Raw genomic sequence first — 23,337 nt, 5'->3', positions numbered from 1 at the left:
GCACCCGTTTCGGTGCAGGGCTGACCCGGGCGGGAGGCGGCGCAGCCGCGGCTCAGCTCACCAGCGTCGAGATACCCAGCCGGCCGGCATCGGCCGCCAATCTTACGTCGAGGGTCGCCAGCGTCGCGCGATGCCGATGAGCCAGTGCGACGTGAAGCGCATCCGGTGTCCGCAGAGTTAGGTCGAAGCGCCGCAGATAGGCCGTGGCTGTCGCGACGTCCTCAGGCTGCAGGGTCACCCGTTCAGGAAGTCCGGACAGCCAAGCGTCGAAGTTGGCGGCGAGCCGACCAGCCGATGCCGCAGACACCTCCCGCATGCGGACCTTCCGAGACAGAGCCGACATGAATTCGGCGACAGTGAAGTCGCTGACGATCAGAAACGTTTCGCTCAAATTCAGCAGCGCGTCTGCCTTGGCGCTGAGTGCGTCCGGAACGAAGAGGGGCAGGAGTACGCTCGTATCAGCGTAGGCCTTCACTTCTCGCCTTCGTCCCGCATGGCGGACACGAAGGAGACGGCATCCGTGGGACCTGCCTCGCCCTCGGCCCGCCGCAGAACCGCGAGCCAGTCGAGATCGGAGCGGGTCATCGGTCGGGGCTGGGGCGGAATACCCCGGAGCTCGGCGACGGGTCGCCCGTGCCGGGTGATGACGATCCCCTCGCCTTCGAGCGCACGGTCGATCAGCTCGGGCAACCGGTTCTTGGCTTCGGCGACACTATGCGTGCTCATCTGAACAAAATAGCTACTCGATAGCCATCCCGTCAATCTCAGGCCTGCGAGGTGGTCCCCCCATCCGCGACCGGCACGTCGCCCGCCCTGTCGTCACGGAGCAGGTGGTAGATCAGAATAGCGCCGAAGGTCGCCGTGCCGATGCCGCCGAGCGAGAAGGCGCCCAACTTGAGGGTTAGGTCACCCGCCCCGAGCACGACCGCGATCCCGGCCGTGAGGAGGTTGCGGGCGCGAGAGAAATCGACGCCGGCCTCGACCCAGATCCGGCCGGCTGCCGCCGTGATCAGCCCGAAGACCACGACCGAGAGGCCGCCAATCGCCGGTCCCGGAATGGTCAGGATCAAGGCGCCGAATTTCGGCGAGAGGCCGAACAGGATCGCGATCAGGCCGGCGGCGACGAAGAGCAGGGTCGAGTAGATCCGGGTCACGGCCATGACGCCCATATTCTCGGCATAAGTCGTCACGCCGGTGCCGCCGCCGAGGCCGGACAGGATGGTGGCGAGACCGTCGCCGATGAAGGCGCGTCCGAGATGGCGATCGTAGTTTCGACCCGTCATCGCGCCGATCGCTTTCACATGGCCGAGATTCTCGGCGACCAGCACGACCGCGACGGGTGCGATCAGCCACATGGCGGCGGGCTCGAACACGGGACGCTGAAAAGCCGGAAGGCCGAACCAGTCGGCCGCGGCAACGCCGGAGAAGCCGATCGGCTTCGCCAAGCCAAGACCGTTCGCGAGAACGAGATAGGTGAGATAGCCGATCCCGCCGCCCAGGAGGATCGGCAAGCGGCGCCACCGGCCGGGCGCGTAGACTGCGACCGCGCCGACGGCGACCACCGTCAGGAGGCCGACCCACGTATCGAGCGGCGAGCCCGAGATGCCCTTCACGGCGATCGGAGCGAGGTTGAGGCCGATCGCGGCGACGATCGCGCCGGTGACGACAGGCGGCATCAACCGTTCGATCCAGCCGGAGCCCGCAGCGGCGACGACGATCCCGATCACGGTATAGAGCACGCCGGCCGCGATGATGCCGCCGAGCGCCACTCCGATATTCGGGTTCGGGCCGCTCCCGGCATAGCCGGTTGCCGCGATCACGACCGCGATGAAGGCGAAGGACGATCCGAGATAGCTCGGCAGCCGACCGCCGACGACGACGAAGAAGATCAGGGTCGCGACGCCGGAGAAGAAGATCGCAAGGTTCGGATCGAACCCCATCAGGATCGGCGCCAGCGCCGTCGCGCCGAACATCGCGACGACATGCTGGAGCCCGAGTACGACGGTCTGGCCGATCGGCAGGCGCTCGTCCGGCATCACGGGGCCGGATCCCATGACGAGCCGCCAGCGAGGCAGGATCGGGTCGCGGTCAGGCTGCATACGGATGGTCCTCAGATCGGCGTCGGGCCCGGACGGCCGAGCCGGATCGCAGAGGCCGCGTTACTGAATCTCGGGAAGGGGCGCCAGTCCGAAACGCTCGCGCGCCGTCACGCAGGCATAGTCGCCGGGCTGGCAGATGCGGCAGACATCGGGGCGCAGCCCGTAGATCGAGCAGCCCGTCCGCGCCCCGACCGTACCGACGAGGGCGAGGCAGCGGTCGCCGTTGCAGCGCATGCCGCGCAGATCGTCAGAGACGAGCGCGAACGGGATCATCTCGAGTTCGTCGTCGCTCTCGGTCGTGAAGATCGGCCACGAGGCAGAGGTCGAGCAGCAGGCGCCGCAATCCTGACAAAGGCTCACGCGCGCGCCAGTCCGCTCAGCGGTTCGGCTTGTTGTCGGGGCCAGGCAGGTGGCGGGTATAGGTCCGCTCGCGTTCGTCTCGCGCCCGCATCTGTTCCTCGTAGGCGGCCTTCGCCTCCGGCGAGATCGCGACCCGCTTGCCCTTCGGGGTCGCCTGCCGGGGCTTCTTCTTGAACTGGTTCGTGTCGTCCATGGCGCGCGAGATCCCCGAGGCGCGCTCCTCTTAGACGAGAAGCTCGGGAAAGGCTTCCCTGTTCTCGCCCGCCACGTAACGGCCCCGCACATCCCGAGACGTCACGGCAGTCAGTTGGCCCATGCCGACCTTCATACCGCCAAGAAAACGCAACTCGGCGGATCGTCGAAGCGGGCGAACTCAGTTCGCCATGAGGACCGGCATCGTCGCGGCCGCGAGCACATGCGCGGTGGCGCCGCCGAAAATCATCTGCCGCAGACGGCTCTGGGTGTAGGCGCCCTTGATGAGCAGGTCGCCGCCGAGCGCCGTCGCCTCGGCCAGGATGGTCTCGCCGTTGCTGCGCCGCCCGGGCGTCGCGTGCACCGCCTCGGCCGCGATCTCGTTCCGGCGCAAGGAGAGGGCGAGCTGTTCGGCGCTCGGCCCCGGCACCGACCAGCCCTCCACCGAGAGGACGACGATCCGCTTCGCCCGGCGCAGGAAGCCGCCCGCGAGCGCGACGGTCCGGGCCGTCTCGGTCGAGCCGTTCCAGGCGATCACGACCGTATCGCCGAGGCTCGTCGGCGGGATCGGCGGTGCGATCAGGATCGGCCGGCCGGTCTCGAACAGCACGGCTTCCAGCGTCGCCATCGAGGGCACGGCCTTGCCGGAGATCGGCCGACCGAGAACGACGAGGTCGAAAAGCCGGCCGTGGCTCGCCAGGAAGGCGTCGCCCGCCGGAGCCTTGGGGTGCCAACCCCAACCGGCCTCGACCATGCCGGGGCGCGTCGGCTTCAGCCCGTTCGCCTCGACGAAGCGGGTGAAGATCGCGTGGGATTCGCGCCGGGCCTCTTCGTCGGCCCGCTCGTCCACCTGCCAGGCGAGTCCGCTCACCATGTCGATCGGCACGTAATCGGGGACGGCCGGACGGAGCGCGAAGCTCTCCATGTAGCTTTCGAAGCGGCGCTGCACGATCAGCGCGGTCTGCAGCACCGAGGGCATTACCTCGTGCGGCTCGGTCGGGACGAGTAGGTTCAGCATCGTCCTCACCCCTTCAGGATTGAACGCCCCACCGCCGGACGGTGCGGCGCTCGATGTTGCGGAAGACCAGGTTCTCCACCACGAGCCCGATCATGATCACCGTCAAGAGGCCGGCGAAGACGGACGGGATGTCGAGCACATTCCGGTTCTCGAAGATGAACCAGCCGAGCCCACCCTGCCCCGACGAGACGCCGAAGACGAGCTCCGCCGCAATCAAGGTGCGCCAGGCGAAGGCCCAGCCGATCTTGAGGCCGGTCAGGATCGACGGGAAGGCGGCCGGGACGAGGATGCGGAAGACGTAAGGGAGGCCCTTCAGCCCGTAATTCTTGCCGACCATCCGGAGCGTCTGCGACACGCCGAGAAAGCCCGCATGGGTGTTCAGGGCGACGGCCCAGAGCACGGAGTGGATGAGCACGAAGATGAGGCTGCCGGCGCCGAGCCCGAACCAGATCAGGGCCAGCGGCAAGAGCGCGATCGCCGGCAGCGGATTGAACATCGCGGTCAGCGTCTCGAGGAGGTCCGTCCCGATCCGCGTCGAAATCGCCAGCACCGTCATGATCGCGGCCAAGAGGATGCCCGAGGCGTAGCCCATGAAGAGGATGCGGAGCGAGGTCCATGCCCGCATCGGCAGGACGCCGTCCCGGGTGCGCTCGACAACGGCCTCCATCGTCTCGGTCAGGGTCGGGAAGAGAAGCGGGTTGTCGAGGAACCGGGCGTAGATCTCCCAGATGACGCCGAGCATCAGGATCAGGAACGTCTTCCGCAAGGTCGGGCTGGCCCAAAGGCGCTCGATCAGAGGGAGCTCGCGCTCGACCGCCGCGTCTTCGCCCGCGATGGCGGCGAGCGTCGCGGCGTCGTGGACGACGATCCGGGGCTCACCCATAGGCTACGACCTTGTCATCCGCGTCCTGAACCTTGTCCTCGGAGAAGAGGAGATCGTGGATCTGGCGCTCGAGCCGGGTCGCGCCACCCTCCGTCCCGCCCGCGCTCTCCACGTCCTCGACCTCCGCCTTCACCTGGCCGGGATGCGGCGACATCAGGAGGATCCGATTGCCGATCCGGATCGCCTCGGCGATGGAATGGGTCACGAAGAGCACTGTGAAACGGGTGTCCGCCCAGAGCTGCAGAAGCTCGTCCTGCATGCGACGGCGCGTCAGCGCGTCGAGTGCGGCGAAGGGTTCGTCCATGAGAAGGATGTCGGGCTCCATCGCCATGCCACGCGCGATCGCGACGCGCTGCTTCATGCCGCCCGACAGCGTGTGCGGGTAGGCGTCGATGGCGCGGGTGAGATGCACCTTCTCGATATAGTCGCGGGCGCGCTCGTCGGCCTCCTGGCGCGAGAGCTTGCCGGTTACACGGAGCGGGAAGACCACGTTCTCGAAGACGGTCTTCCAGGGCAGGAGCTGGTCGAATTCCTGGAACACCATCATGCGGTCGGCGCCGGGCTCGGTGACCTTCCGGCCCTTGATCCGGATCTCGCCCTCGGTCGGGCTCATATAGCCGCCGACCGCCTTGAGGAGCGTGGACTTGCCGCAACCGGAGGGTCCGAGAAGGACGTAGCGGTCGCTCTGGTTCACATGGAAGCTGACCCGCCGCGTGGCGGTCACCAGGATCTGCGGAGTCTTGTAGGTTAGCGTGACGCCGTCGACCTCGAGGAGGTAGGTCATCGCACTGCGCCTCGGTCTGCGCCGGCCGGCGCAATTAAGCCCGCTAACCTGTCCTGGAACCGCATCGATCCTCCCGTCCCGTCTCGCGCGGGCCTGTCCCATGGTGCCTGAGGTTGGCCCCGCGTGAAAGGGCGGCGCCACACGCACATGGTCGAAGGTGCCTCAACCCGCCCGTGGGTGCATCGCGGCCCGTGGTTAGCCCGGCCTTAAACCTTCCCGTCCAATCTTAGCGGATCGAGTTCGTCGCCAGTGAGTTGCGTCATGCGTTCCAGTGCCGCCCTGTCCACCAACGTGATCCGCTTCCCGGGGCCCCGCGCCGCGCCACGGGATGGGCGAGACCAGAGGGGCCTGCTGGACACGGTCTATACGAGCGGCTCCCTTGTGGTCGCCGCCGACGATCGCGAGACGAAGTCGCTGGCCTCCCGGCTCCAGGTCTTCGGCTTCCTCAACATCTCCGAGATCGGTCTCGACGGCTCTGCCAGGCGGCTGCGCCCGTCCGAAGTCTCCGCGCTCTCGACCGCCCGCCCCTGGCGCCTGTCGCGCCCCTCCTTCGACGAGCTTCCGCCGCTGGTCAGCTGAGGCCGGCGGAGGTCAGCCGGAATACAGTCCCGCATTCTCCTCGCGCAGGACCTTCTTCTGCACCTTCCCCATCGTGTTCCGGGGCAGGTCGTCGAGGAAGATGACCCGTTTCGGGAGCTTGAACCGGGCGAGCCGCGGCTCGAGGGCCGCGATCACGCCGGCCTCGTCGAGCGACGCGCCTTCCGCTCGCACCACGATCGCGGTGACGCCCTCGCCGAGATCGGGATGCGGCACGCCGATCACCGCACTTTCGACGATGCCCGGGACCGAATCGATCTCGGTCTCGACCTCCTTCGGGTAGACGTTGAAGCCGCCCGTGATGATGAGGTCCTTTCCACGGCCGACGATGTGGACATAGCCGCGCTCGTCGATCTTGCCGAGGTCGCCCGTGATGAAGAACCCGTCCGGCCGGATCTCGGCCTCGGTCTTCTCCGGCATGCGCCAATAGCCCTTGAACACGTTCGGGCCCCGGACCTCGATCATGCCGACCTCGCCCGGCTCGAGTTCCGCCCCGCTCTCCGGATCGGTAACCCGCAGCTCGACCTCCGGCAGCGGCAGGCCGACCGTGCCGGCCACGCGCTCGCCCTCATAGGGGTTCGAGGTGTTCATGCCGGTCTCGGTCATCCCGTAGCGCTCGAGGATGGCGTGGCCGGTCTTCTCCTCCCATTCCCGGTGTGTCTCGGCGAGGAGCGGCGCCGAGCCCGAGATGAACACCCGCATGTGGGCCGTCGCCTCCCGGGTCAGGTCGGGATGCTTGAGGAGGCGCGTGTAGAAGGTCGGCACGCCCATGAGCGCGGTCGCGCGCGGCAGGAGGCGCATGACCTCGTCGGCGTTGAATTTCGGGCAGAACAGCATCGAGGCGTCAGCCAGGAAGGTGACGTTCGAGGCCACGAACAGGCCATGCGTGTGGTAGATCGGGAGCGCGTGGATGAGGACGTCGTCCGCCGTGAATTGCCACGTGTCGATCAGCGCGAGCGCATTCGAGACGAGGTTGCCGTGGGTCAGCATGGCGCCCTTTGAGCGCCCCGTCGTGCCGGACGTGTAGAGGATCGCGGCCAGGTCGTCGGTCTCGACGACCGCGGTCGGGAAGGCATGCGACTGCTCGCCCGCGAGATCGGCGAGCGATCCCGCGCCGGCCGCGTCGAGGGTCTCGACCGGGACGCCGCCTGAAATCCCGGCCACCGCATCCCGCCGCGCCGGGTCGCACACGACGAGCGAGGGTTCGGCGTCGCCGATGAAGTACTCGACTTCGGCCGAGGTGTAGGCGGTGTTCAAGGGCAGGAACACGGCGCCGGTGCGGAGGCAGGCGAGATAGAGCAGGAGCGCCGCAACGGACTTCTCGACCTGCACGGCCACCCGGTCTCCCGGCGATACTCCGCGGGCGAGGAGGGCGTTGGCGTAGCGGCCGGCGCCGAGGATGATGTCGTCGTAGCTGCAGCGCCGGCCGTCGCTGGTTTCGATCGCAATCTTGGCCGTATCGGCGACGGCATCCGAGAGACGCTGGAAGAGGTTTGCGTTCAAGACGTGCTCGCGAGTTCGGGCAGAGGCAGCTCGGCCCGGATCAACCGCCGGATCGCGGCCGAGGCCACGACCTCGCCCTTTTCGGCGAAGCTTTCGTGGTTACGCTCGATCTCGTCGAGGTCGTAGCAGTAATTGACCATCAGGCCATGCGACTGGCGCAGGCCCTTCGGCGACAGGTCGCCCAGGAAGTTCATCGCCTCGAGCCGCGCACCGTTGCCGAGATGGAACCGGGCCACGGGATCGAGCGGCCGGCCGGCCGGTGTCTTCGCCTTGAGGAAATACGTCGCCGCAGCCGTGAGCAAGGTCCGGCGGAGAGGCTCGCGGCGGGCGGCGTCCGTGTGCCAGCCCGGCTCACCGAGCGGCCGCAAGGCCTCCCGCGCCTCGTCGTTGAAGAAGCGGGAATGATCGGCCGCGAGTTCGCCGGCGAGCCAGGCCGCGAAGCCCGGCACGGGCGAGAGGGTCACGAAAGTCCGCAGATTGGGCAGTTCCCGCCTCAATTCGTCCGCCACCTGCTTGATCAGGAAATGGCCGAAGGACACGCCGGCGAGCCCGCTCTGCGTGTTCGAGATCGAGTAGAACACGGCCGTCGTCGCGTCCCGGGCGGCGATCGGCTGGCGGGTGGGATCGAGGAGGGCGGCGATCGCGCCCGATATTCCTGTCGTCAGCGCCACCTCGACGAAGATCAGCGGCTCGTCGACGAGCTGGGGATGGAAGAAGGCGTAGCAGCGCCGGTCGGCCGGCTCGAGCCGGTTGCGGAGATCGTCCCAGCTCTCGATCGCATGCACGGCCTCGTAGCGAATGATCCGCTCGAGGATGTTCGCCGGCGTCGTCCAATCGACGCGGCGCAGCACCAGGAAGCCGCGGTTGAACCAGGACGAGAGGAGATGGACAAAGTCGCGATCTACCTCCGCGAGATCGGGCCGCGACTTGAGGTGCGAGAGAAGCTCGGCCCGCATCCGCACCAGTGCGGACGTCCCGCCCGGAGCGAGGTTCAGTCTGCGGATCAGCTCTTGCCGGCGCGGCTCCGCAGCCTCTTGCAGCGCCAGGATCGAGCGTCCGTCGGGCTCGCGGCGATAATCGGCCACGGCGATGTCGAGACGCTTGCGGTCCGGCCCGAACCGGTCTGCCAGTGCCGTGAGGAAGCCCAGCCGCATGGCCAGGGGCGCGGCCGCATAGCCGTCGAGCAGGGTCCGGGCCAGCGCCACGCCGGAGGCCTCGCCCCGGCGCGACAGGAGCGCCTCGCCGAGTTCGGGCAGATCGCCCGCCCGGCCCGCGTCCCGCGGCCGCCCGATCAGCGACCGGCCACGGTCGCCGAGGGTCTGCATCAGGTCATTGAAGAACGACGTCGCCATGGTCGCAGATTAGCGCAAAGCGACGCCCGCGACAGCCCGCGTTCGGCGCCGCTTTTTCGGGAACCTACGGCCAGCCAGGCGGCGTAGCCGGCACGACGCGCCCGCGAGCGGCGAGGTCCGGGAAGCCGGTCGCGATCCCGGGCACGACAATGGACCCGCTACATCGAACACAGCCGTCGGCGTTGCTGGAACAGGCGGGCGGGTTTCGGCGTTCGATCCGCCGATATGGCAAAGCTTGCGGCGTATAACGCCAAGCGCGACTTCGCGGCGACCTCCGAGCCCAAGGGCGAGGCGGGGCGCGACGGTGGCTCCGCCTTCGTGATCCAGAAACACGCCGCCTCCCGCCTCCACTACGACCTCCGCCTCGAACTCGACGGAGTCATGCTGAGCTGGGCCGTCGCGAAGGGGCCGAGCCTCTCGCCGGGCGAGAAACGTCTCGCCGTGCATGTCGAAGATCACCCGATCGACTACAACACCTTCGAAGGCACCATCCCGAAGGGCCAGTATGGCGGCGGCACGGTCCTGATCTGGGACCGGGGCAGTTGGGCTCCAGACGGCGATCCGCACAAGGGGATGGAGAAGGGCCATCTCGACTTCCGGCTCGACGGCGAGAAGCTCCGGGGCAAGTTCCACCTCGTCCGGCTGAAGCCGCGGCCTCGCGAGCGGCAGGAATCGTGGCTGCTCATCAAGTCGAACGACGAATTCGCCCGGCACGAGGGCGATCCCGACATCCTGGAGGAGAAGCCGCTCTCGGTCGTGTCCGGCCGCGACCTCGACGCGATCGCATCGGACAAGGACGGCGACGTCTGGCAATCGAACCGGGGTGAGACAGACGAGGCGCCGCCCGCCAAGGCGCCCGCGGCGAAACGCAGCCGGGCCAAAGCCTCTCCCCGACGGGGAGAGGTCGAGCGCGCCGAAGGCGCGCCGGGTGAGGGGGTTGCGTCCTCTGCGGAGAGCGCGTCCCCCCTCATCCTGCCCTCTCCCCACCGGGGAGAGGGTTCGGTCGCGGCACTTGCGAAGAGAGGCCGCAAGGCAGCGATGCCGGACGCGATCGAGCCCTGCCTCGCGACCCTGGTCGATGCCGTCCCTAAAGGCGGGCGCTGGATCCACGAAATCAAATGGGACGGCTATCGGCTGATCGCGTTCAAGTCGGGCAAGTCGACGAGGCTCGCGACCCGGCGCGGTCACGATTGGACGGCCCGTTTCCCGTCCATCGCCGAGGCCATCGCCGCCCTCCCGGTCGAGAGCGCCATTCTCGACGGCGAGGCGGTCATCGCCGACGAGAACGGGATCGCGAACTTCTCCGCGCTTCAAAACGCGCTCTCCGACGAACACGGGCGCGTCGCCCGCAACGCGATCCTCTACGCCTTTGACCTCCTCTATCTGGACGGCTACGACCTCCGCGAATTGCCACTCGACGACCGCAAGGCCCGGCTCGCCGCCCTCGTCCCACCCAGCCAGGAGGGCTTCCTGCGGCTCGGCGAGCATATCGAGGCGGACGGGGAGGCGATGGTGCGGAGCGCCTGCCAGCTCGGCCTCGAAGGCGTGATCTCGAAGCGCCGGGATCGGGCCTACCGGTCCGGTCGCGGCGAGGATTGGGTCAAGATCAAATGCACGGAGCGGCAGGAATTCGCTGTCCTCGGCCATGTCTCCTCGAACGCAAGCCCACGGGCCGTGGGCTCGCTCGTGCTCGGTTACCGCGAAAACGGCGCGTGGCGCTTGGCGGGTCGCTCTGGCACCGGCTACACGGCCGCGGTCGCCCGAGACCTCTGGAAGAAGCTCGAACCGCTCAAGGCGCCCGGCCCGCCGGCACTCGCGACGAAGCCGACGGCCGAGGAACGCCGGGGCGTCGTCTGGGCCGAGCCGCGCCTCGTCGCCGAGATCGAGTTCCGGGGTTGGACCGCGGACGATCACCTGCGGCACGCGGCCTACAAGGGCCTCCGCGAGGATAAGAGCGCCGAGGAAGTGGTCCGGGAACGGCCGAAGCACATGACGTCGTCCGGCCCTGCTCCGGAGGTCAAGGCGAAGTCCGATGCTAAGCCCGCTGCGAAAGCCGCGGCCGCGCCGACCAAGGGCACGAAGACGCCGCGCCACGGCGCGGCTAGCGTTGCGGGCGTGGCGCTGACCAATCCGGACCGGGTCCTCTGGGGCGATGTCGGCGTGACAAAACAGGGGCTCGCGGAATTCTACGAGGAGATCGCGGACTGGCTCCTTCCCCACGTGGTTGAACGTCCGCTCTCTCTCGTGCGCTGCCCGAGCGGCTCCGAGGGCGGCTGCTTCTTCCAGAAGCATTCCTGGGCGGGGCTCAGCGACCACATTCTCCGCGAAACCATCCGGGATGAGGGCGGCGAGGAGGAGGTTCTCTACGTGCGCGACCTGCGCGGGGTGGTGGCGCTCGTCCAGGCCGGCGTGCTGGAGATTCACCCGTGGGGATCCACGATGGCAGATGTCGATCGGGCTGACCGGATCACCATGGACCTGGATCCGGGCGACGACGTCGATTTCGTCGACGTGATCGCGGGCGCACAGGAGATCCGCGATCGGCTTCGGACTTTCGGCCTCGAGAGCTTCGTCAAGACGACGGGCGGCAAGGGGCTTCACGTCGTTCTGCCGCTGACCGGTCCCGCCGGGTGGGGCGAGGTCAAGGCCTTCGCCAAGGCGCTCGCCGACAGCATGGCCAAGGACAGCCCGACCCGCTTCATCGCGAAATCCACGAAGAGCGCCCGGCGCGGCGTCATCTACGTCGATTACCTTCGCAACGGGCGCGGCGCGACCGCGATCGCGGCCTATTCGACCCGAGCTCGCCCGACCGCGCCCGTCTCCGTGCCGCTGCGCTGGGACGAACTCACGCCGACGCTGCGGCCGAACCACTTCACGGTCGCTAACCTTCCGGGGCGGCTGCGCGGGCTTAAGCAGGACCCCTGGGCCGCGATCTCCACCACGCGCCAGCAGCTGCCCCAAATCGGTGGGGGCAAGAGCCGACCGACCCGCAAGTAGAGCGGGCCGCCCCACCTGGGCCGGCTGGAACCTCCACCCAGAGGCGGCGTTCACTCGGCAACACGATGTGTTCCACCAGAAATCGAAAGGTCTTGTTCTCATGGCAAAAGTACTCGCCGATCAAAGAGCTCGTGGAGGCGGACCCGGCCGTCCCGTCCTGTACGTTCTCGTCGCCAGCCTGATCCTGCTCGCCGTCTACATGGTCGCATTCCTGGGGTGGAGCGGCTCAACGACACCGTCGGGTCCGCAGCCATCGACATCTGCTCCGGCGTCGTCGGGATCCACCTCGGGCGTTCCAGCCGGCAACCCCGCCTATCCGGCTCCCTCTGCCCCGGCGACCGGCGGAACTGGGACCGCTCCGCGCTGATCCCAATGCGCTGATGCCGCAGACATGCCGCTTTTCGCGGCTTAGTACGACGCTGTCACGGGCGCCCGCTTGGGCGCCCGATTGATTCCTGGCAGGTCCGTCGCAGGTTTTCATGGTCAGCGCTCCCGCCGTCTCCGCCCGATGGCTCGCGGCATGTCTCGTCGGAGCCGTGCTGGCGCTGACGCCTGTCCTGGCGCAGACGCCCCCTCCTCCTGCACCGCCACCACCTGCGGCTGCTCCCGCTGCACCGGCCAGTCCTGCCCCTGCTCCGGTCCCGCCGTCGGCGGACATCATGGCCTACCGGACCGCGCTCGACGGCAGCCGGGCCGAGATAGAACAGGCGGAGGCTACCCTGCGCAGGCCGGATCTCTCCGGCGACGAGTTGCAGGAGCTCCGGACCCGCCTCGACCCCGTCGCCGAGCGGCTGCGCGACCAGCTCGCCGAAATCGGCCCGAAGCTCGATGCGGCCCGCGCGCAGCTCGAACAGATCGGCCCGAAGCCGAAGGACGGCGCGCCCGCGGAGAGTCCGGAGGCCGCACGCAACCGGCTCGAGCGGGAATCCGCGGTCGCCTATCTCGACGAGATCAACCGGCTCGCCGGTACCCTTGCCTTGCAGGCCGAGCAGCTGACCGGCCAGATCAGCGATCGGCGCCGCGCCTCCTTCACGAAGGCCCTGTTCCAGCGCAGCTACAGCCTCGTCTCTCCCGATCTCTGGCTGACGGTGGCCCAGTCTTTCCCGCGCGACCTCCGAGCGCTCCATCTCGTCACCGAGGGCCTTTGGAACCGGCTCGAAGCGCGCTCCTCGCCGGTCGTGCTGACGCTCCTCGGCTTGGCGATCGGTGTCGGGGCTGCGCTGCATATCGGCAGACGCCATCTCGCGCCGCGCCTCGTGCACCGCGATCCCGCGATGGCCGGCGTCACGCCGTTCCGGAAGCTCGTGGCCGCCTTCGCGATCCTGATCGTCGAGACGGTGCCGGCCGCCGCCGGGTCGATCCTGATCTATCAGGCGCTCGCCCTCCTCGACGTGCTCCCGCCGCGTCTCCTGTCGGTCGCGGCGGCCCTCCTGATCGGGCTCGCCGTGCTCGCCTTCCTGCAGGGGCTGATCCAGGCGCTGTTCGCACCGAAGCGCATGGCCTGGCGCCTGATCGAGGTTCCGGACGCGATTGCGGCCTCGATCTTCTCGCTCGGGATCGGATTCGGGGCCGTGGTGGCGGTCGGCCGGACGCTCGACGCCCTGAACCAGGCGATCGCGGCCGGCCTTGCCCTGAGCGTCGCCACGAAGGCGGTCGTCGCGGCGATCGCGGCCCTGACACTCGCCCTCCTTCTCCGGACCCTCGCCGACCGAGAGACGAGAGACGAGGCCTGTCTCGGACCGTATATCCCCACCGGCGCCGCGGTCGCCGGGCCGATCCGGATGCTGGGCTGGCTGCTCGCCGGGCTGGTCACCGCGGCCGTGCTCGGCGGCTATGTCGCCTTCGCCTCCTTCCTGGTGGACCAGATCGTCTGGACCGCTTCGCTCGCGGGCCTTCTCTGCCTCGCCCTTCTGGCATGCGACCGGTTCATCGGGGGCACGTTACGGGACGGAAGCCGGGTCTCGACGATGCTGCAGGCCAATCTCGGGCTTCGGCGCAAGTCGCTGCAGCAGCTCGGTGTCTTGGCGAGCGGGATCGCCCGCGTCGTCTTCATCATCATCGCCGCCATGCTGGCGCTGGCGCCCTGGGGCGTCGAATCCGGGGACCTCACGGCGAACCTCCGAGCCGCCTTCTTCGGCTTCAAGGTCGGCGACGTCACGGTGTCGCTCTCGACAACGATCGCGGCGCTCCTCTTGTTCTTCGGCGTCATCGCAGTGGGCCGCGTCGTGCAGCGCTGGCTGACCGGGACCTTCCTGCCGACGACCGAACTCGATGCCGGTTTGCGGAATTCTGTCGCGACTGCAGCCGGTTACGTCGGTTTCTTCGTGGCCGCGGCTGCGGCCTTCGGCTATCTCGGCCTTTCGCTCGAGAAGATGGCAATCGTGGCCGGCGCCCTCTCCGTCGGGATCGGGTTCGGCCTCCAGTCGATCGTGAACAACTTCGTGTCCGGGCTCATTCTGCTGTGGGAACGGCCGATCCGGGTCGGCGATCTCGTTGTCGTCGGCGATGGTGAGGGCTATGTGCGCCGGATTAGTGTCAGGGCGACCGAGATCGAGACCTTCGACCGCTCCACCATCGTGGTGCCGAACTCGAACCTCATCTCGGGCGTCGTGAAGAACCGGGTCCGGAACGACAGCACCGGCCGCGTCGTCCTGCCCGTCAACGTCCTCCGCAACCAGGATCCCGCGCGCGCCGCGGAGCTTCTGATCGCCTGCGCGCACGCCCATCCCGACGTGCTGACGGAGCCGCCGGCCCGGGTCATCTTCAAGAAGATCGGCGACACCTGGCTCGAATTCGACCTCGTCTGCATCGTCGACGACGTCGCGAAGCAGCTCAGGGTCCAGAGCGACCTGAACTTCGCGGTCTTCCAGACGCTGGTCCAGGAAGGCATCCTGCCGCCGCTCGGCCCGGGCGCGATGAATGTCGGCGGGCTCGAGCCCGTCCAGGCCGCTTTGCAGAGCATCGCCGACGCGATCGGCTCACGACCGGCGGAGGTCGTCCCGGAGCCGGCCGCCGGAGCCTCTGGAGACGAGGAGCCGACCCGGCTTACGCGTCGTCGCACCGGTGCAGGATAGGGACTATCCGCTCGATCGCGAATCGGGCAGCCCGATGCGTGGTTGACGGATAGGTCGGGTGGTATGCGTGCCCCGGCGGTGAACGTGAGGATCGAACGGTGCGCTGCCTGGTGACGATTGCTGTTCTGGTTGGCCTCGCATTCGGGTCGCCGGCCGACGCTCAGACGAGCATGGCTCCCGACCCGGCGCAGTCGGCGTCGCAGGCGACCATCCGCAAGCTGAACGTCTACGTGAGCCTGCTCAACCGGACTCTGCGCGCCTCCGAGTCGCTGGCCCGCTACGAAAGCTGGGCCAACATGCGGACGGGTCCGACCGGGCGCGAGCGGATCATCTACGGGCTGTATTCCCTCTACGACGTGCGCAGCGAGATCGGGGCGGCTCGGACCGCCTCGACGACGCCACCCGCGATGCAGGAACTCGACGCTCAAGTCGCGCCCTATACGGCCGCCTACGAGGCGCTGGCACCCATCCTCGCCCAGGCGAATGGCTATTACGAGCGACAGGACTACAAGGAAGACAAGATGGCGGAGGGCAAGGCCCTGCACGCCCGTCTCGCCCCTGCTGCGCAGGCCTTCCTGGCGGAGCGCGCCAAGATCCAGCCGCTCTTCGCGCGTGAGAAGGAGCGAAGCGACGCGGTCGAGCTCTCGCTCATCGAGGCCCGCGAAGGCCGCACCGCGCGCTGGCACGTCACCAACGTGATGGCGCGGGCGCGGCCCATCATCGATCTCATGCCGACCGATGCCAAGCCTCTGGTCGACATGCCCGCATTCGAAGCCGCCTTGTCGCCATACGCCACGGCGGTGCGAGAGCTGGACGATTATGCCTTGGCAAATTCCGGAACGCTGTCCGGCTTCGAGTCTCGGCCGCGCTCCTGGCTCGGAAAGCTCCGCGAGTTTCGCGACAAACTCGGCAAGTCGAAGGGAGATGCCCGCCGCGGCGCCGGGCGGGACGTGACCTGGATCGTCAACGACTACAATACGATGATCTCGATGGCGCAGATGGCGAGCACCCGACGCTGACGGCGCTGGCACAGGCCACCGAATTGGCCGGAGCGGACGCGTTCCGGTGAGCCGCCCACGTCCGCCGGCGTCGCCGGCGACAAGATGCTGTTCCCTTCACCGGCTCGGTGGTTCTAAGGCTTCGCCCCATACGGCAATGGCGGCGCCTCGTTCATCAGCGTGACCGTTACGCGCCGGTTTGCCGCGATATACGGGTTGTCGGGGAACATCGGATCGACGTCGGCCTTGCCGGCCACGAGGGAGAAGCGGTCGTCGGGCACGCCATTGGAGGCCAGGATCTCGCGCACCACCGTGGCGCGCCCGGCCGACAGCTCCCAGGCCGGTCCCTCGGGTTTCTGGCCCGGCCGCATCGCTGCGGTGTGGCCGGTGACGGAGACGCGCTGCCCGAGGCGCCGGAGCGTCGGCGCGATATGCTCCAGCACGAGGCGGGCCCGCTCGTAGGGCTGGGTCGAACCGGTGCCGAACATGGCCCGGCCGTCCTGGTCGACGAGGGACACGTTCAGCCCGTCCTTCGTCTCGTCGACGATGATGTGTTTCGAGAGTTCCGCGATCTCAGGCAGGGTTTGGAGCGCCTGCCGGAGCGAGGCGGCCGCGAGCGCGAAGCCGAAGGTCGTGGCGGGCGTCGGATCCCCCTCCTGCTCGGCGTTGGACGAGGGCGAGGCCGGCCGGTCGCTCGCCTGCTCCGGCGGGGCCTTGCGGGCGTTCTTCAGCTTGTCCCGCACCGGGATGCCGTCCTGCTCGACCACGCCGGCGTAGCGGCTCTCCTTGGTCGAGCCAAAGGCGTCCCGCATCGAGCCGGCGACGAGCTGCAGCTTCTTCTGGTCCTGGGTCGAATAGGCCGCGATCATGACGAAGAAGCTCATCAGGAGCGCCATGAGGTCGGCGAAGGTCACGAACCAGCCGTGACCGCCATGTTCGCCGCCGCCTTTTTTCTTGCGGGCCATCTCCCGTGATCCGGCTCAGGCCGCCTCGGCCAATTCGTGTCGTGTATGCTCGGGCAGATAGGCGATCAGCATCTCGCGGATCAACGACGGGCTTTTCGCGTCCCGGAGCAGGAGCACGCCATCGATGATCAGGGTGCGGGAGACGTCCTCCTCCTCCTTCTTGACGTGCAGCTTGTCCGCGATCGGGAGGCAGATCATGTTCGCGATCAGCGCGCCGTAGAGGGTCGCGAGCAGTGCCGTCGCCATGGCCGGCCCGAGCTTCGAGGGATCGGACATGTTGGCGAACATCGTCACCATGCCGAGGATCGTGCCGATCATGCCCCAGGCCGGCGCGCAATCGCCGTAGGCCCGGTAGACCTTCGAGCCTTCGTCCAGATGCTGGAGGAAGATGTCGCGATCGCATTCCATCGTGGTGCGGATGAAGTCCTTGTCGTAGCCGTCGACCAGGTAGCGAATCCCTTGCGCCAGGAACGGGTCATTGATCTCGACGGATTCGAGTGCCATCGGGCCGCCCTTCCGCATCAGGTCGGCGATCTTCGTCAATTCCTCGATCAGGTCGCGCGGCTGGATGGAGCGGCCGCCGAAGGCGTATTTGATGCCCATAGGGAGGCCGTGCATGATTGCTGAGAACGGGAACCGCGTCATGGTCGCGGCGGTGGCGCCCCCGAAGATGACGATGACGGCGTGCTTGTCGTAATAGGCAGCGAAGTTGCCGCCATCGATCATGATCAGCCCGACGATGACGGCGACGCCGCCGATGAGTCCGGCGCCGGTTGCGATATCCATGATGCCCCGGCGTCCCGTGTCGGCCGGAGGAGGCCCGACGAAGGGACGCTAGATTCGCGCGCTGAACGAACCGTTAAGGTTGACGAGCTTCCGCACCGACCGCGCGCCCTCCCCTCACCCGCGCCGCCGTGCGATGATGGGCCCATGAGTGATCGCCTCCCAGCCGACTCGTTCCTCGCGAGGGTCCCGACCTTCGCGAGCTTCGCGCAGGTTGCCGATCCGTCGCTTTACGAGCCGGTTCCTGACGGCTGGATCGTGGGATTGGCCGATGTCGTCAGTTCGACGGCCGCGATCGAAGCCGGGCGCTACAAGGCCGTGAACATGGCGGGAGCGGCCGTGATCTCGGCCGTGTCGAACGCCGTCGGCCATGGCGCCTTCCCCTTCGTCTTCGGGGGTGACGGCGCGAGCTTCGCCGTTCCGGGAGATTGGTCCGGGGCGGCTGAGGCGGCCCTGACCGCGACCGCGACCTTCGTGCGCGAGGAACTCGGCCTCGAGCTTAGGATCGCGACGGTGCCGGTCGCCGCGATCCGGCAGGCCGGGCTCGATCTGCGGCTCGCCCGTTTCGAGGCCTCGCCGAACGTCGCCTACGCCATGTTCGCCGGCGGCGGCCTCGCCTGGGCCGAGGAGCAGCTGAAACAGGGCCGATTCGCTCTCCCGGCGGCGGCGGCCGGAACACGGCCGGACCTATCGGGCCTGTCCTGCCGTTTCGATGAGATGCCCGCCCGCCGAGGGGTTATCCTCTCCCTGATCGTCAGGGCCTCCGGTGGGGCGGATGCGGGCGCGTATCGCTGCCTGCTGGAGGAGATCGTCGGGCTCGTCGAGGCGAGTTCGGACATGGCCCGGCCGATCCCGGCCGGCGGGCCGCCCCTGCGCTGGTCCGCGGCCGGTTTCGAATATGAAGCCCGGGCCGGCCGGACGCCGGGCAGCGCGCTCGGCTTCAAGCGTGTCGGCCTCCGGCTCTGGGGCGCGGTCGCGTCCACGATTTTGCGGCTCGGCATTCCGATCGGCGGCTTCGATCCGAAGCGCTACATGACCGAACTCGTGGCCAATTCCGACTACCGCAAATACGACGACGGCCTCCGCATGACGATCGACTGCGCGCCGGACCTCGCCGACCGGATCGAGGCCCGGCTCGCCCGCGCCGCGGCCGAGGACGTCGTCGTCTACGGCCTGCACCGGCAGGGCGCGGCCCTGATGACCTGCTTCACGCCTTCCGCGACCCGAAGCGATCACATCCATTTCGTCGATGGGGCGGCGGGCGGCTATGCGGCGGCCGCCGGAAGCCTGAAGGCGGGCGAGCTCGCGTGACCCTTTCCCCATCGGGCTGGCCCGCCGATCTCGGCCGACGCACCCTCGTCATGGGTATCCTGAACGTGACGCCGGATTCCTTCTCCGACGGGGGCCTGTTCGCCAGCCACGAGGCCGCCACCGCTCACGCGCTCGCGCTCGAGCAGGAGGGGGCCGACATCCTCGACATCGGCGGCGAGTCGACACGGCCCGGCTACGAGCCGGTCTCGGCCGAGCTGGAACAGCAGCGGGTGCTCCCGGTGCTCTCGGCTCTCGCTGCCCGTCTCCGGGTGCCGATCTCGATCGACACCTACAAGGCCTCGACGGCCCGCCTGGCGCTCGAGGCCGGCGCCCGCATCGTCAACGACGTCTGGGGCCTGCAGCGCGAGCCGGAGATCGCGAGCGTCGCAGCAGCCTTCGGCGCCCCCGTGATCGTGATGCACAACCGCGAGCGGGCCGACCCGGCGCTCGATATCGTCGACGAGATGCGGCGCTATTTCGAGCGCTCGCTCGCGATCGCCCGGCGCGCCGGCATCCCGGACCGTCACGTCGTGCTCGATCCCGGCATCGGCTTCGGCAAGAGCCCGCAGCAGCATCTCGACGCCCTGCGTCGGCTGCCCGAGATCAGGGCGCTCGGCTTTCCGGTGATGGTCGGCGTCTCCCGCAAGTCTCTGCTCGGCCGGATCGCGGGCCGGGAGACAGCGCCGCGCGACCGTCTCAACGCGTCGATCGGGGCCCATGTCCTGGCCGCGACGCTCGGGGCGGATATCGTCCGGGTCCACGACGTCGCGGCGCATGTCGAGGCCTTGCGGGTGGTCGACGCCGTGATGGAGAGCGCCGCGTGACGGACCGAATCCTGATCGAGCGCATCGCTGTCTATGCCCATCACGGCGTGCTGCCGGAGGAGGAGCGGCTCGGGCAACGCTTCTTCATCTCCCTCGCCTGCGAGCTCGACCTGGCGCCTGCCGGGCGCTCCGACGACCTCGCCCTCTCGGTGAGCTACGCCGATCTCGCCGGGCTCTCGCTCGGCATCGCGACCGGGCGTCGCTTTCGCCTGATCGAGGCACTGGCCGAGACGATCGCGGCCGAGATCCTCGTCGCTTATCCGGCGGTCGAGGCGATCACGGTTCGGATCGACAAGCCCGGTGCGCCCGTGCCGGCGATCGTGGACGGGATCGCGGTCGAGATTACCCGGCGCCGTCATGGCTGACCCGTCTCGGCGAGGCTGGCTCGGGCTCGGCAGCAATCTGGGCGACAGAGCCGGCCTGATCGCCGAGGCCGTGCGGCTGCTGCGCGCGACGCCCGGCATCGATGTCGGGGAGCTGTCCCGGCTCTATTGCACGCCGCCCTGGGGCGACGCCGACCAGGGCGAATTCCTGAACGCCGCGCTGGCCATCCGGTCGCGCCTCGATCCGCACGCTTTCCTGGACGCGACCCAGGCGATCGAGCGCCAGCTCGGGCGCATGCGCAGCCGCCGCTGGGGCCCGCGCGCGATCGACATCGACATCCTGCATCTGGAGGGGGTCGAACTCGCCGACGAACGTCTCGCGCTGCCACACCCGCTGTGGCGCGAACGCGCCTTCGTGCTGGTGCCGCTGGCGGAGATCGAGCCCGACCTGGTCATCGGGGGCATCCGGATCAGCGACCGCTTGGCCGAGATAGACGTGACGGGGATCCAGGCGGTCGAGAGCTGTCCGAAGCCCTAGACGCGACGGAACGCCGTCCTTGTCCCGCCGTTGAGCCGGGCGAGCCGACCGGCTCCCAGCACAGCCGAGATCCCTATGGCCTTCCGACGCGGATCCTACACCCTCACGCCGCCGACCTGGCCGATCTTCGCCATCGCGACCGTACTCGCGTCCTTGAGTGCGCTCGTGCGCTACAAGGTGGTCACCATCGCGGCGCTCACCCCACACACCTACGAGATGATGCTTATCGCGGCCGTGATGTTGATCGCTGCGGCCCTGTTCCGCGGCATTTGACGCGCCGAGCTGCCGCGTCACGATGCAGGGAGGGCCAACGCGCCGCCTTTCCAGCCCGGGCGACTCGTCCCATATTCCCGCTATGGCCAGAGCCTCGAAACCGGAAGCCGGCGCGGAGCCGAAGCGAGGCGCGCGCGCGCGGGCGACCAAGCCCGAGCTGAAGCCGCTCGAAGGCTATCTGGCCGATCTTCTCAACCCGGGCATCGGCCGCGGCACCAGCGGCGAGGCGTATCCGCAAGGGCCGGCCGACCCGCCCCGCGCGCGGCCGCCTGCCGGCCTGAGCGAAAAGCCGCAAGCCGCCTTCGACGCGGGACCGGTGACCGGACTCGGCTCGGATTTCGCCAAGACGCTGGGGCTCGATCCCGATGCGCCGCCGGCCAAGGTCGAGGCCGAGCGGCCGGGCCGGATCAAGACCCGGGCGGACCGCGCGGCCGCAAAGGCCCGGACGTCCCCCTCCCCCGCTTCGCCGGACGACGGGGCCGATGCCGAGGAGATCGCGACACCAACCTCCGGGGTCTCGGCGACCGTGCAGGCCCTCTCCGCGCTGCTCGAAAGCGGAAACCCCCTCTTCAAACACGGCAAGCAGTGGATTCCTCACCGCCCGTCGCGGCCCGAGAAGTCGGAAGGCGGCATCTCGTTCAAGATCGTCTCGGAATACCAGCCCGCCGGCGACCAGCCGACCGCGATCCGCGAACTTGTCGAGGGTGTGCGGACACAGGAGCGGGACCAGGTGCTCCTGGGCGTCACCGGCTCCGGCAAGACGTTCACGATGGCCCAGGTCATCTCGGCCACCAATCGGCCCGCCCTGATTCTGGCGCCCAACAAGACGCTGGCGGCCCAGCTCTACGGGGAGTTCAAGTCGTTCTTCCCGGACAACGCCGTCGAATACTTTGTGTCCTACTACGACTACTACCAGCCCGAGGCCTACGTGCCGCGGACGGATCTCTTCATCGAGAAGGATTCGTCGATCAACGAGCAGATCGACCGCATGCGGCATTCGGCAACCCGCGCGCTGCTGGAGCGCGACGACGTCATTATCGTGGCCTCCGTGTCCTGCATCTACGGCATTGGCTCGGTCGAGACCTACACGGCGATGACCTTCGCGGTGACGGTCGGCGAGCGGATCGAACAGCGGCAGCTCATCGCCGATCTCGTGGCCCTGCAATACAAGCGCATCCAGAACGATTTCGCGCGCGGCACCTTCCGGGTGCGGGGCGATACGATCGAACTGTTCCCGGCCCACCTGGAGGACCGCGCCTGGCGCATCGGCCTCTTCGGCGACGAGGTGGAGTCGATCGTCGAATTCGATCCGCTGACCGGCCACAAGACGGCCGACCTCCGCTTCGTGAAGGTCTACGCCAACTCGCATTACGTGACCCCGCGGCCGACGCTCGTGCAATCGGTGAAGTCGATCAAGGACGAGCTGCGGGTCCGCCTCGACGAGTTGCACAAGATGGGGCGGCTCATCGAGGCGCAAAGGCTCGAGCAGCGCACCACCTTCGACCTCGAGATGATCGAGGCGACCGGGGCCTGCGCCGGCATCGAGAATTACTCGCGCTACCTGACCGGGCGTCGCCCCGGCGAACCGCCCCCGACCCTGTTCGAATACCTGCCGGACAACGCCCTCGTCTTCACCGACGAGTCGCACGTCACGCTGCCGCAGATCGGCGGCATGTACCGGGGCGACTTCCGCCGCAAGGCAACGCTTGCCGAATACGGCTTCCGCCTGCCCTCCTGCATGGACAACCGACCGCTCCGCTTCGAGGAATGGGAGGCGATGCGGCCCCAGACCGTGCACGTCTCGGCGACGCCCGGCCCTTGGGAGATGGAGCGCGCCCAGGGCGTCTTCGTCGAGCAGGTGATCCGGCCGACCGGCCTCGTCGACCCCCCGGTCGAGGTGCGGCCGGCGCGCTCCCAGGTCGACGACGTGCTGGGCGAGATCCGCGAGATGGCCCAGCGCGGCTACCGCACGCTCGTGACCGTGCTGACCAAGCGCATGGCCGAGGACCTGACCGAGTACCTGCACGAGAACAAGGTGCGGGTGCGCTACATGCATTCCGACATCGACACGATCGAGCGCATCGAGATCATCCGCGACCTGCGCCTCGGCGCCTTCGACGTCCTGGTCGGGATCAACCTCCTGCGCGAGGGGCTCGACATTCCGGAATGCGCGCTCGTCGCGATCCTCGACGCCGACAAGGAGGGCTTCCTGCGCTCCGAAACCTCGCTCGTACAGACGATCGGCCGCGCCGCCCGCAACATAGACGGGAAAGTGATCCTCTACGCGGACAAGGTCACCGGCTCGATGGAGCGGGCCATGGCCGAGACCGAGCGCCGGCGCGACAAGCAGCTCGCCTACAACGTGGAGCACGGCATCACGCCGGCCTCGATCAAGCGCGGCATCGCCGACATCCTGGACTCGGTCTACGAGCGCGACCACGTCCGGGTCGACACGGGCATGGC

22 protein-coding genes are annotated in these 23,337 nt (G+C 68.4%); 10 read left to right on the top strand and 12 right to left on the bottom strand.

Annotated elements, in window-relative coordinates; genetic code table 11:
• Positions 1 to 52 precede the first annotated feature (52 nt).
• The 8 genes from ACFE87_RS19425 to ACFE87_RS19390 all read right to left on the bottom strand — a co-directional run bounded on the left by ACFE87_RS19425 (position 53) and on the right by ACFE87_RS19390 (position 5,336).
• Complete coding sequence (locus ACFE87_RS19425; protein WP_375461306.1) at positions 53 to 475, bottom strand: type II toxin-antitoxin system VapC family toxin; 423 nt, start codon at positions 473 to 475, stop codon at positions 53 to 55.
• Positions 472 to 726 carry a type II toxin-antitoxin system Phd/YefM family antitoxin gene (locus tag ACFE87_RS19420; protein WP_375461305.1) on the bottom strand — a complete coding sequence of 85 codons (255 nt, stop codon included), beginning with the start codon at positions 724 to 726 and terminating at the stop codon, positions 472 to 474. Before ACFE87_RS19420 ends, ACFE87_RS19425 begins: the two co-directional genes overlap by 4 nt.
• 38 nt (positions 727 to 764) lie before the next feature.
• A complete protein-coding gene (locus ACFE87_RS19415) occupies positions 765 to 2,099 on the bottom strand; it encodes a solute carrier family 23 protein (RefSeq protein ID WP_375461304.1) in 1,335 nt (444 codons plus the stop codon).
• Positions 2,100 to 2,159: 60 nt separating this feature from the next.
• Complete coding sequence (locus ACFE87_RS19410) at positions 2,160 to 2,459, bottom strand: YkgJ family cysteine cluster protein (protein WP_375461303.1); 300 nt, start codon at positions 2,457 to 2,459, stop codon at positions 2,160 to 2,162.
• 16 nt (positions 2,460 to 2,475) lie between these two features.
• A complete protein-coding gene (locus ACFE87_RS19405; protein ID WP_375461302.1) occupies positions 2,476 to 2,652 on the bottom strand; it encodes a hypothetical protein in 177 nt (58 codons plus the stop codon).
• A 180-nt stretch (positions 2,653 to 2,832) separates the two neighbouring features.
• Positions 2,833 to 3,669, bottom strand: a complete 837-nt coding sequence (locus tag ACFE87_RS19400; RefSeq protein ID WP_375461301.1) for a universal stress protein — start codon at positions 3,667 to 3,669, stop codon at positions 2,833 to 2,835.
• A gap of 13 nt (positions 3,670 to 3,682) precedes the next feature.
• Positions 3,683 to 4,552: an ABC transporter permease gene (locus ACFE87_RS19395; protein ID WP_375461300.1), complete on the bottom strand. Its 870-nt coding sequence runs from the start codon at positions 4,550 to 4,552 to the stop codon at positions 3,683 to 3,685.
• Complete coding sequence (locus ACFE87_RS19390; protein WP_375461299.1) at positions 4,545 to 5,336, bottom strand: ABC transporter ATP-binding protein; 792 nt, start codon at positions 5,334 to 5,336, stop codon at positions 4,545 to 4,547. Before ACFE87_RS19390 ends, ACFE87_RS19395 begins: the two co-directional genes overlap by 8 nt.
• A gap of 261 nt (positions 5,337 to 5,597) precedes the next feature.
• On the opposite strand from ACFE87_RS19390, the gene ACFE87_RS19385 reads away from it, so the two are divergent.
• Positions 5,598 to 5,915 carry a hypothetical protein gene (locus tag ACFE87_RS19385; RefSeq protein ID WP_375461298.1) on the top strand — a complete coding sequence of 106 codons (318 nt, stop codon included), beginning with the start codon at positions 5,598 to 5,600 and terminating at the stop codon, positions 5,913 to 5,915.
• Between the two features lie 12 nt (positions 5,916 to 5,927).
• Here ACFE87_RS19385 and ACFE87_RS19380 read toward each other — a convergent pair whose 3' ends face one another.
• Together ACFE87_RS19380 and ACFE87_RS19375 are read right to left on the bottom strand one after the other, a co-directional pair.
• Positions 5,928 to 7,436, bottom strand: coding sequence for a malonyl-CoA synthase (locus ACFE87_RS19380; protein ID WP_375461297.1), 1,509 nt, complete (start codon positions 7,434 to 7,436; stop codon positions 5,928 to 5,930).
• Positions 7,433 to 8,788 (bottom strand): malonyl-CoA decarboxylase, encoded by a 1,356-nt coding sequence (locus ACFE87_RS19375; protein ID WP_375461296.1) that lies wholly within the window; start codon positions 8,786 to 8,788, stop codon positions 7,433 to 7,435. The genes ACFE87_RS19380 and ACFE87_RS19375 overlap by 4 nt, the downstream gene beginning before the upstream one ends.
• Before the next feature lie 225 nt (positions 8,789 to 9,013).
• Between ACFE87_RS19375 and ligD the strand changes: the two genes are divergently transcribed.
• The 3 genes from ligD to ACFE87_RS19360 all read left to right on the top strand — a co-directional run bounded on the left by ligD (position 9,014) and on the right by ACFE87_RS19360 (position 15,878).
• The gene (gene ligD / locus ACFE87_RS19370) at positions 9,014 to 11,785 is read left to right on the top strand and encodes a DNA ligase D (RefSeq protein WP_375461295.1); all 2,772 of its coding nucleotides are present in this window, start codon (positions 9,014 to 9,016) and stop codon (positions 11,783 to 11,785) included.
• Positions 11,786 to 12,444: 659 nt separating this feature from the next.
• Positions 12,445 to 14,859 (top strand): DUF3772 domain-containing protein, encoded by a 2,415-nt coding sequence (locus ACFE87_RS19365; protein WP_375461294.1) that lies wholly within the window; start codon positions 12,445 to 12,447, stop codon positions 14,857 to 14,859.
• 170 nt (positions 14,860 to 15,029) lie between these two features.
• On the top strand, positions 15,030 to 15,878 hold the full coding sequence (locus ACFE87_RS19360) for a YiiG family protein (protein WP_375461293.1): 849 nt from the start codon (positions 15,030 to 15,032) through the stop codon (positions 15,876 to 15,878).
• Between the two features lie 113 nt (positions 15,879 to 15,991).
• Here the strand turns inward: ACFE87_RS19360 and ACFE87_RS19355 are convergent, their stop codons facing one another.
• Positions 15,992 to 16,822: a flagellar motor protein MotB gene (locus tag ACFE87_RS19355; protein ID WP_375461292.1), complete on the bottom strand. Its 831-nt coding sequence runs from the start codon at positions 16,820 to 16,822 to the stop codon at positions 15,992 to 15,994.
• Positions 16,823 to 16,837: 15 nt separating this feature from the next.
• Entirely contained in the window at positions 16,838 to 17,608 is a 771-nt protein-coding gene (locus ACFE87_RS19350) for a motility protein A (protein ID WP_375461291.1), read from the bottom strand.
• Between the two features lie 144 nt (positions 17,609 to 17,752).
• Here ACFE87_RS19350 and ACFE87_RS19345 point away from each other — a divergent pair, with 144 nt between their 5' ends.
• From ACFE87_RS19345 to uvrB, 6 genes are all read left to right on the top strand, one after another.
• On the top strand, positions 17,753 to 18,916 hold the full coding sequence (locus ACFE87_RS19345) for a DUF3095 domain-containing protein (RefSeq protein WP_375461290.1): 1,164 nt from the start codon (positions 17,753 to 17,755) through the stop codon (positions 18,914 to 18,916).
• Positions 18,917 to 18,966: 50 nt separating this feature from the next.
• Positions 18,967 to 19,740 (top strand): dihydropteroate synthase, encoded by a 774-nt coding sequence (folP, locus tag ACFE87_RS19340; protein WP_375461319.1) that lies wholly within the window; start codon positions 18,967 to 18,969, stop codon positions 19,738 to 19,740.
• Positions 19,737 to 20,105 (top strand): dihydroneopterin aldolase, encoded by a 369-nt coding sequence (folB, locus tag ACFE87_RS19335; protein WP_375461289.1) that lies wholly within the window; start codon positions 19,737 to 19,739, stop codon positions 20,103 to 20,105. Before folP ends, folB begins: the two co-directional genes overlap by 4 nt.
• Positions 20,098 to 20,601 (top strand): 2-amino-4-hydroxy-6-hydroxymethyldihydropteridine diphosphokinase, encoded by a 504-nt coding sequence (gene folK / locus ACFE87_RS19330; protein ID WP_375461288.1) that lies wholly within the window; start codon positions 20,098 to 20,100, stop codon positions 20,599 to 20,601. Before folB ends, folK begins: the two co-directional genes overlap by 8 nt.
• Positions 20,602 to 20,676: 75 nt before the next feature.
• Positions 20,677 to 20,874, top strand: coding sequence for a hypothetical protein (locus ACFE87_RS19325; RefSeq protein ID WP_375461287.1), 198 nt, complete (start codon positions 20,677 to 20,679; stop codon positions 20,872 to 20,874).
• Between the two features lie 82 nt (positions 20,875 to 20,956).
• Positions 20,957 to 23,337: excinuclease ABC subunit UvrB (gene uvrB, locus ACFE87_RS19320; protein WP_375461286.1), on the top strand; the 2,381-nt coding region annotated here is incomplete at its 3' end.

Source organism: uncultured Enterovirga sp. (assembly GCF_964242715.1).
GTDB lineage: Bacteria > Pseudomonadota > Alphaproteobacteria > Rhizobiales > Beijerinckiaceae > Enterovirga.
This window is presented reverse-complemented; position numbering and strand designations above follow the sequence as displayed.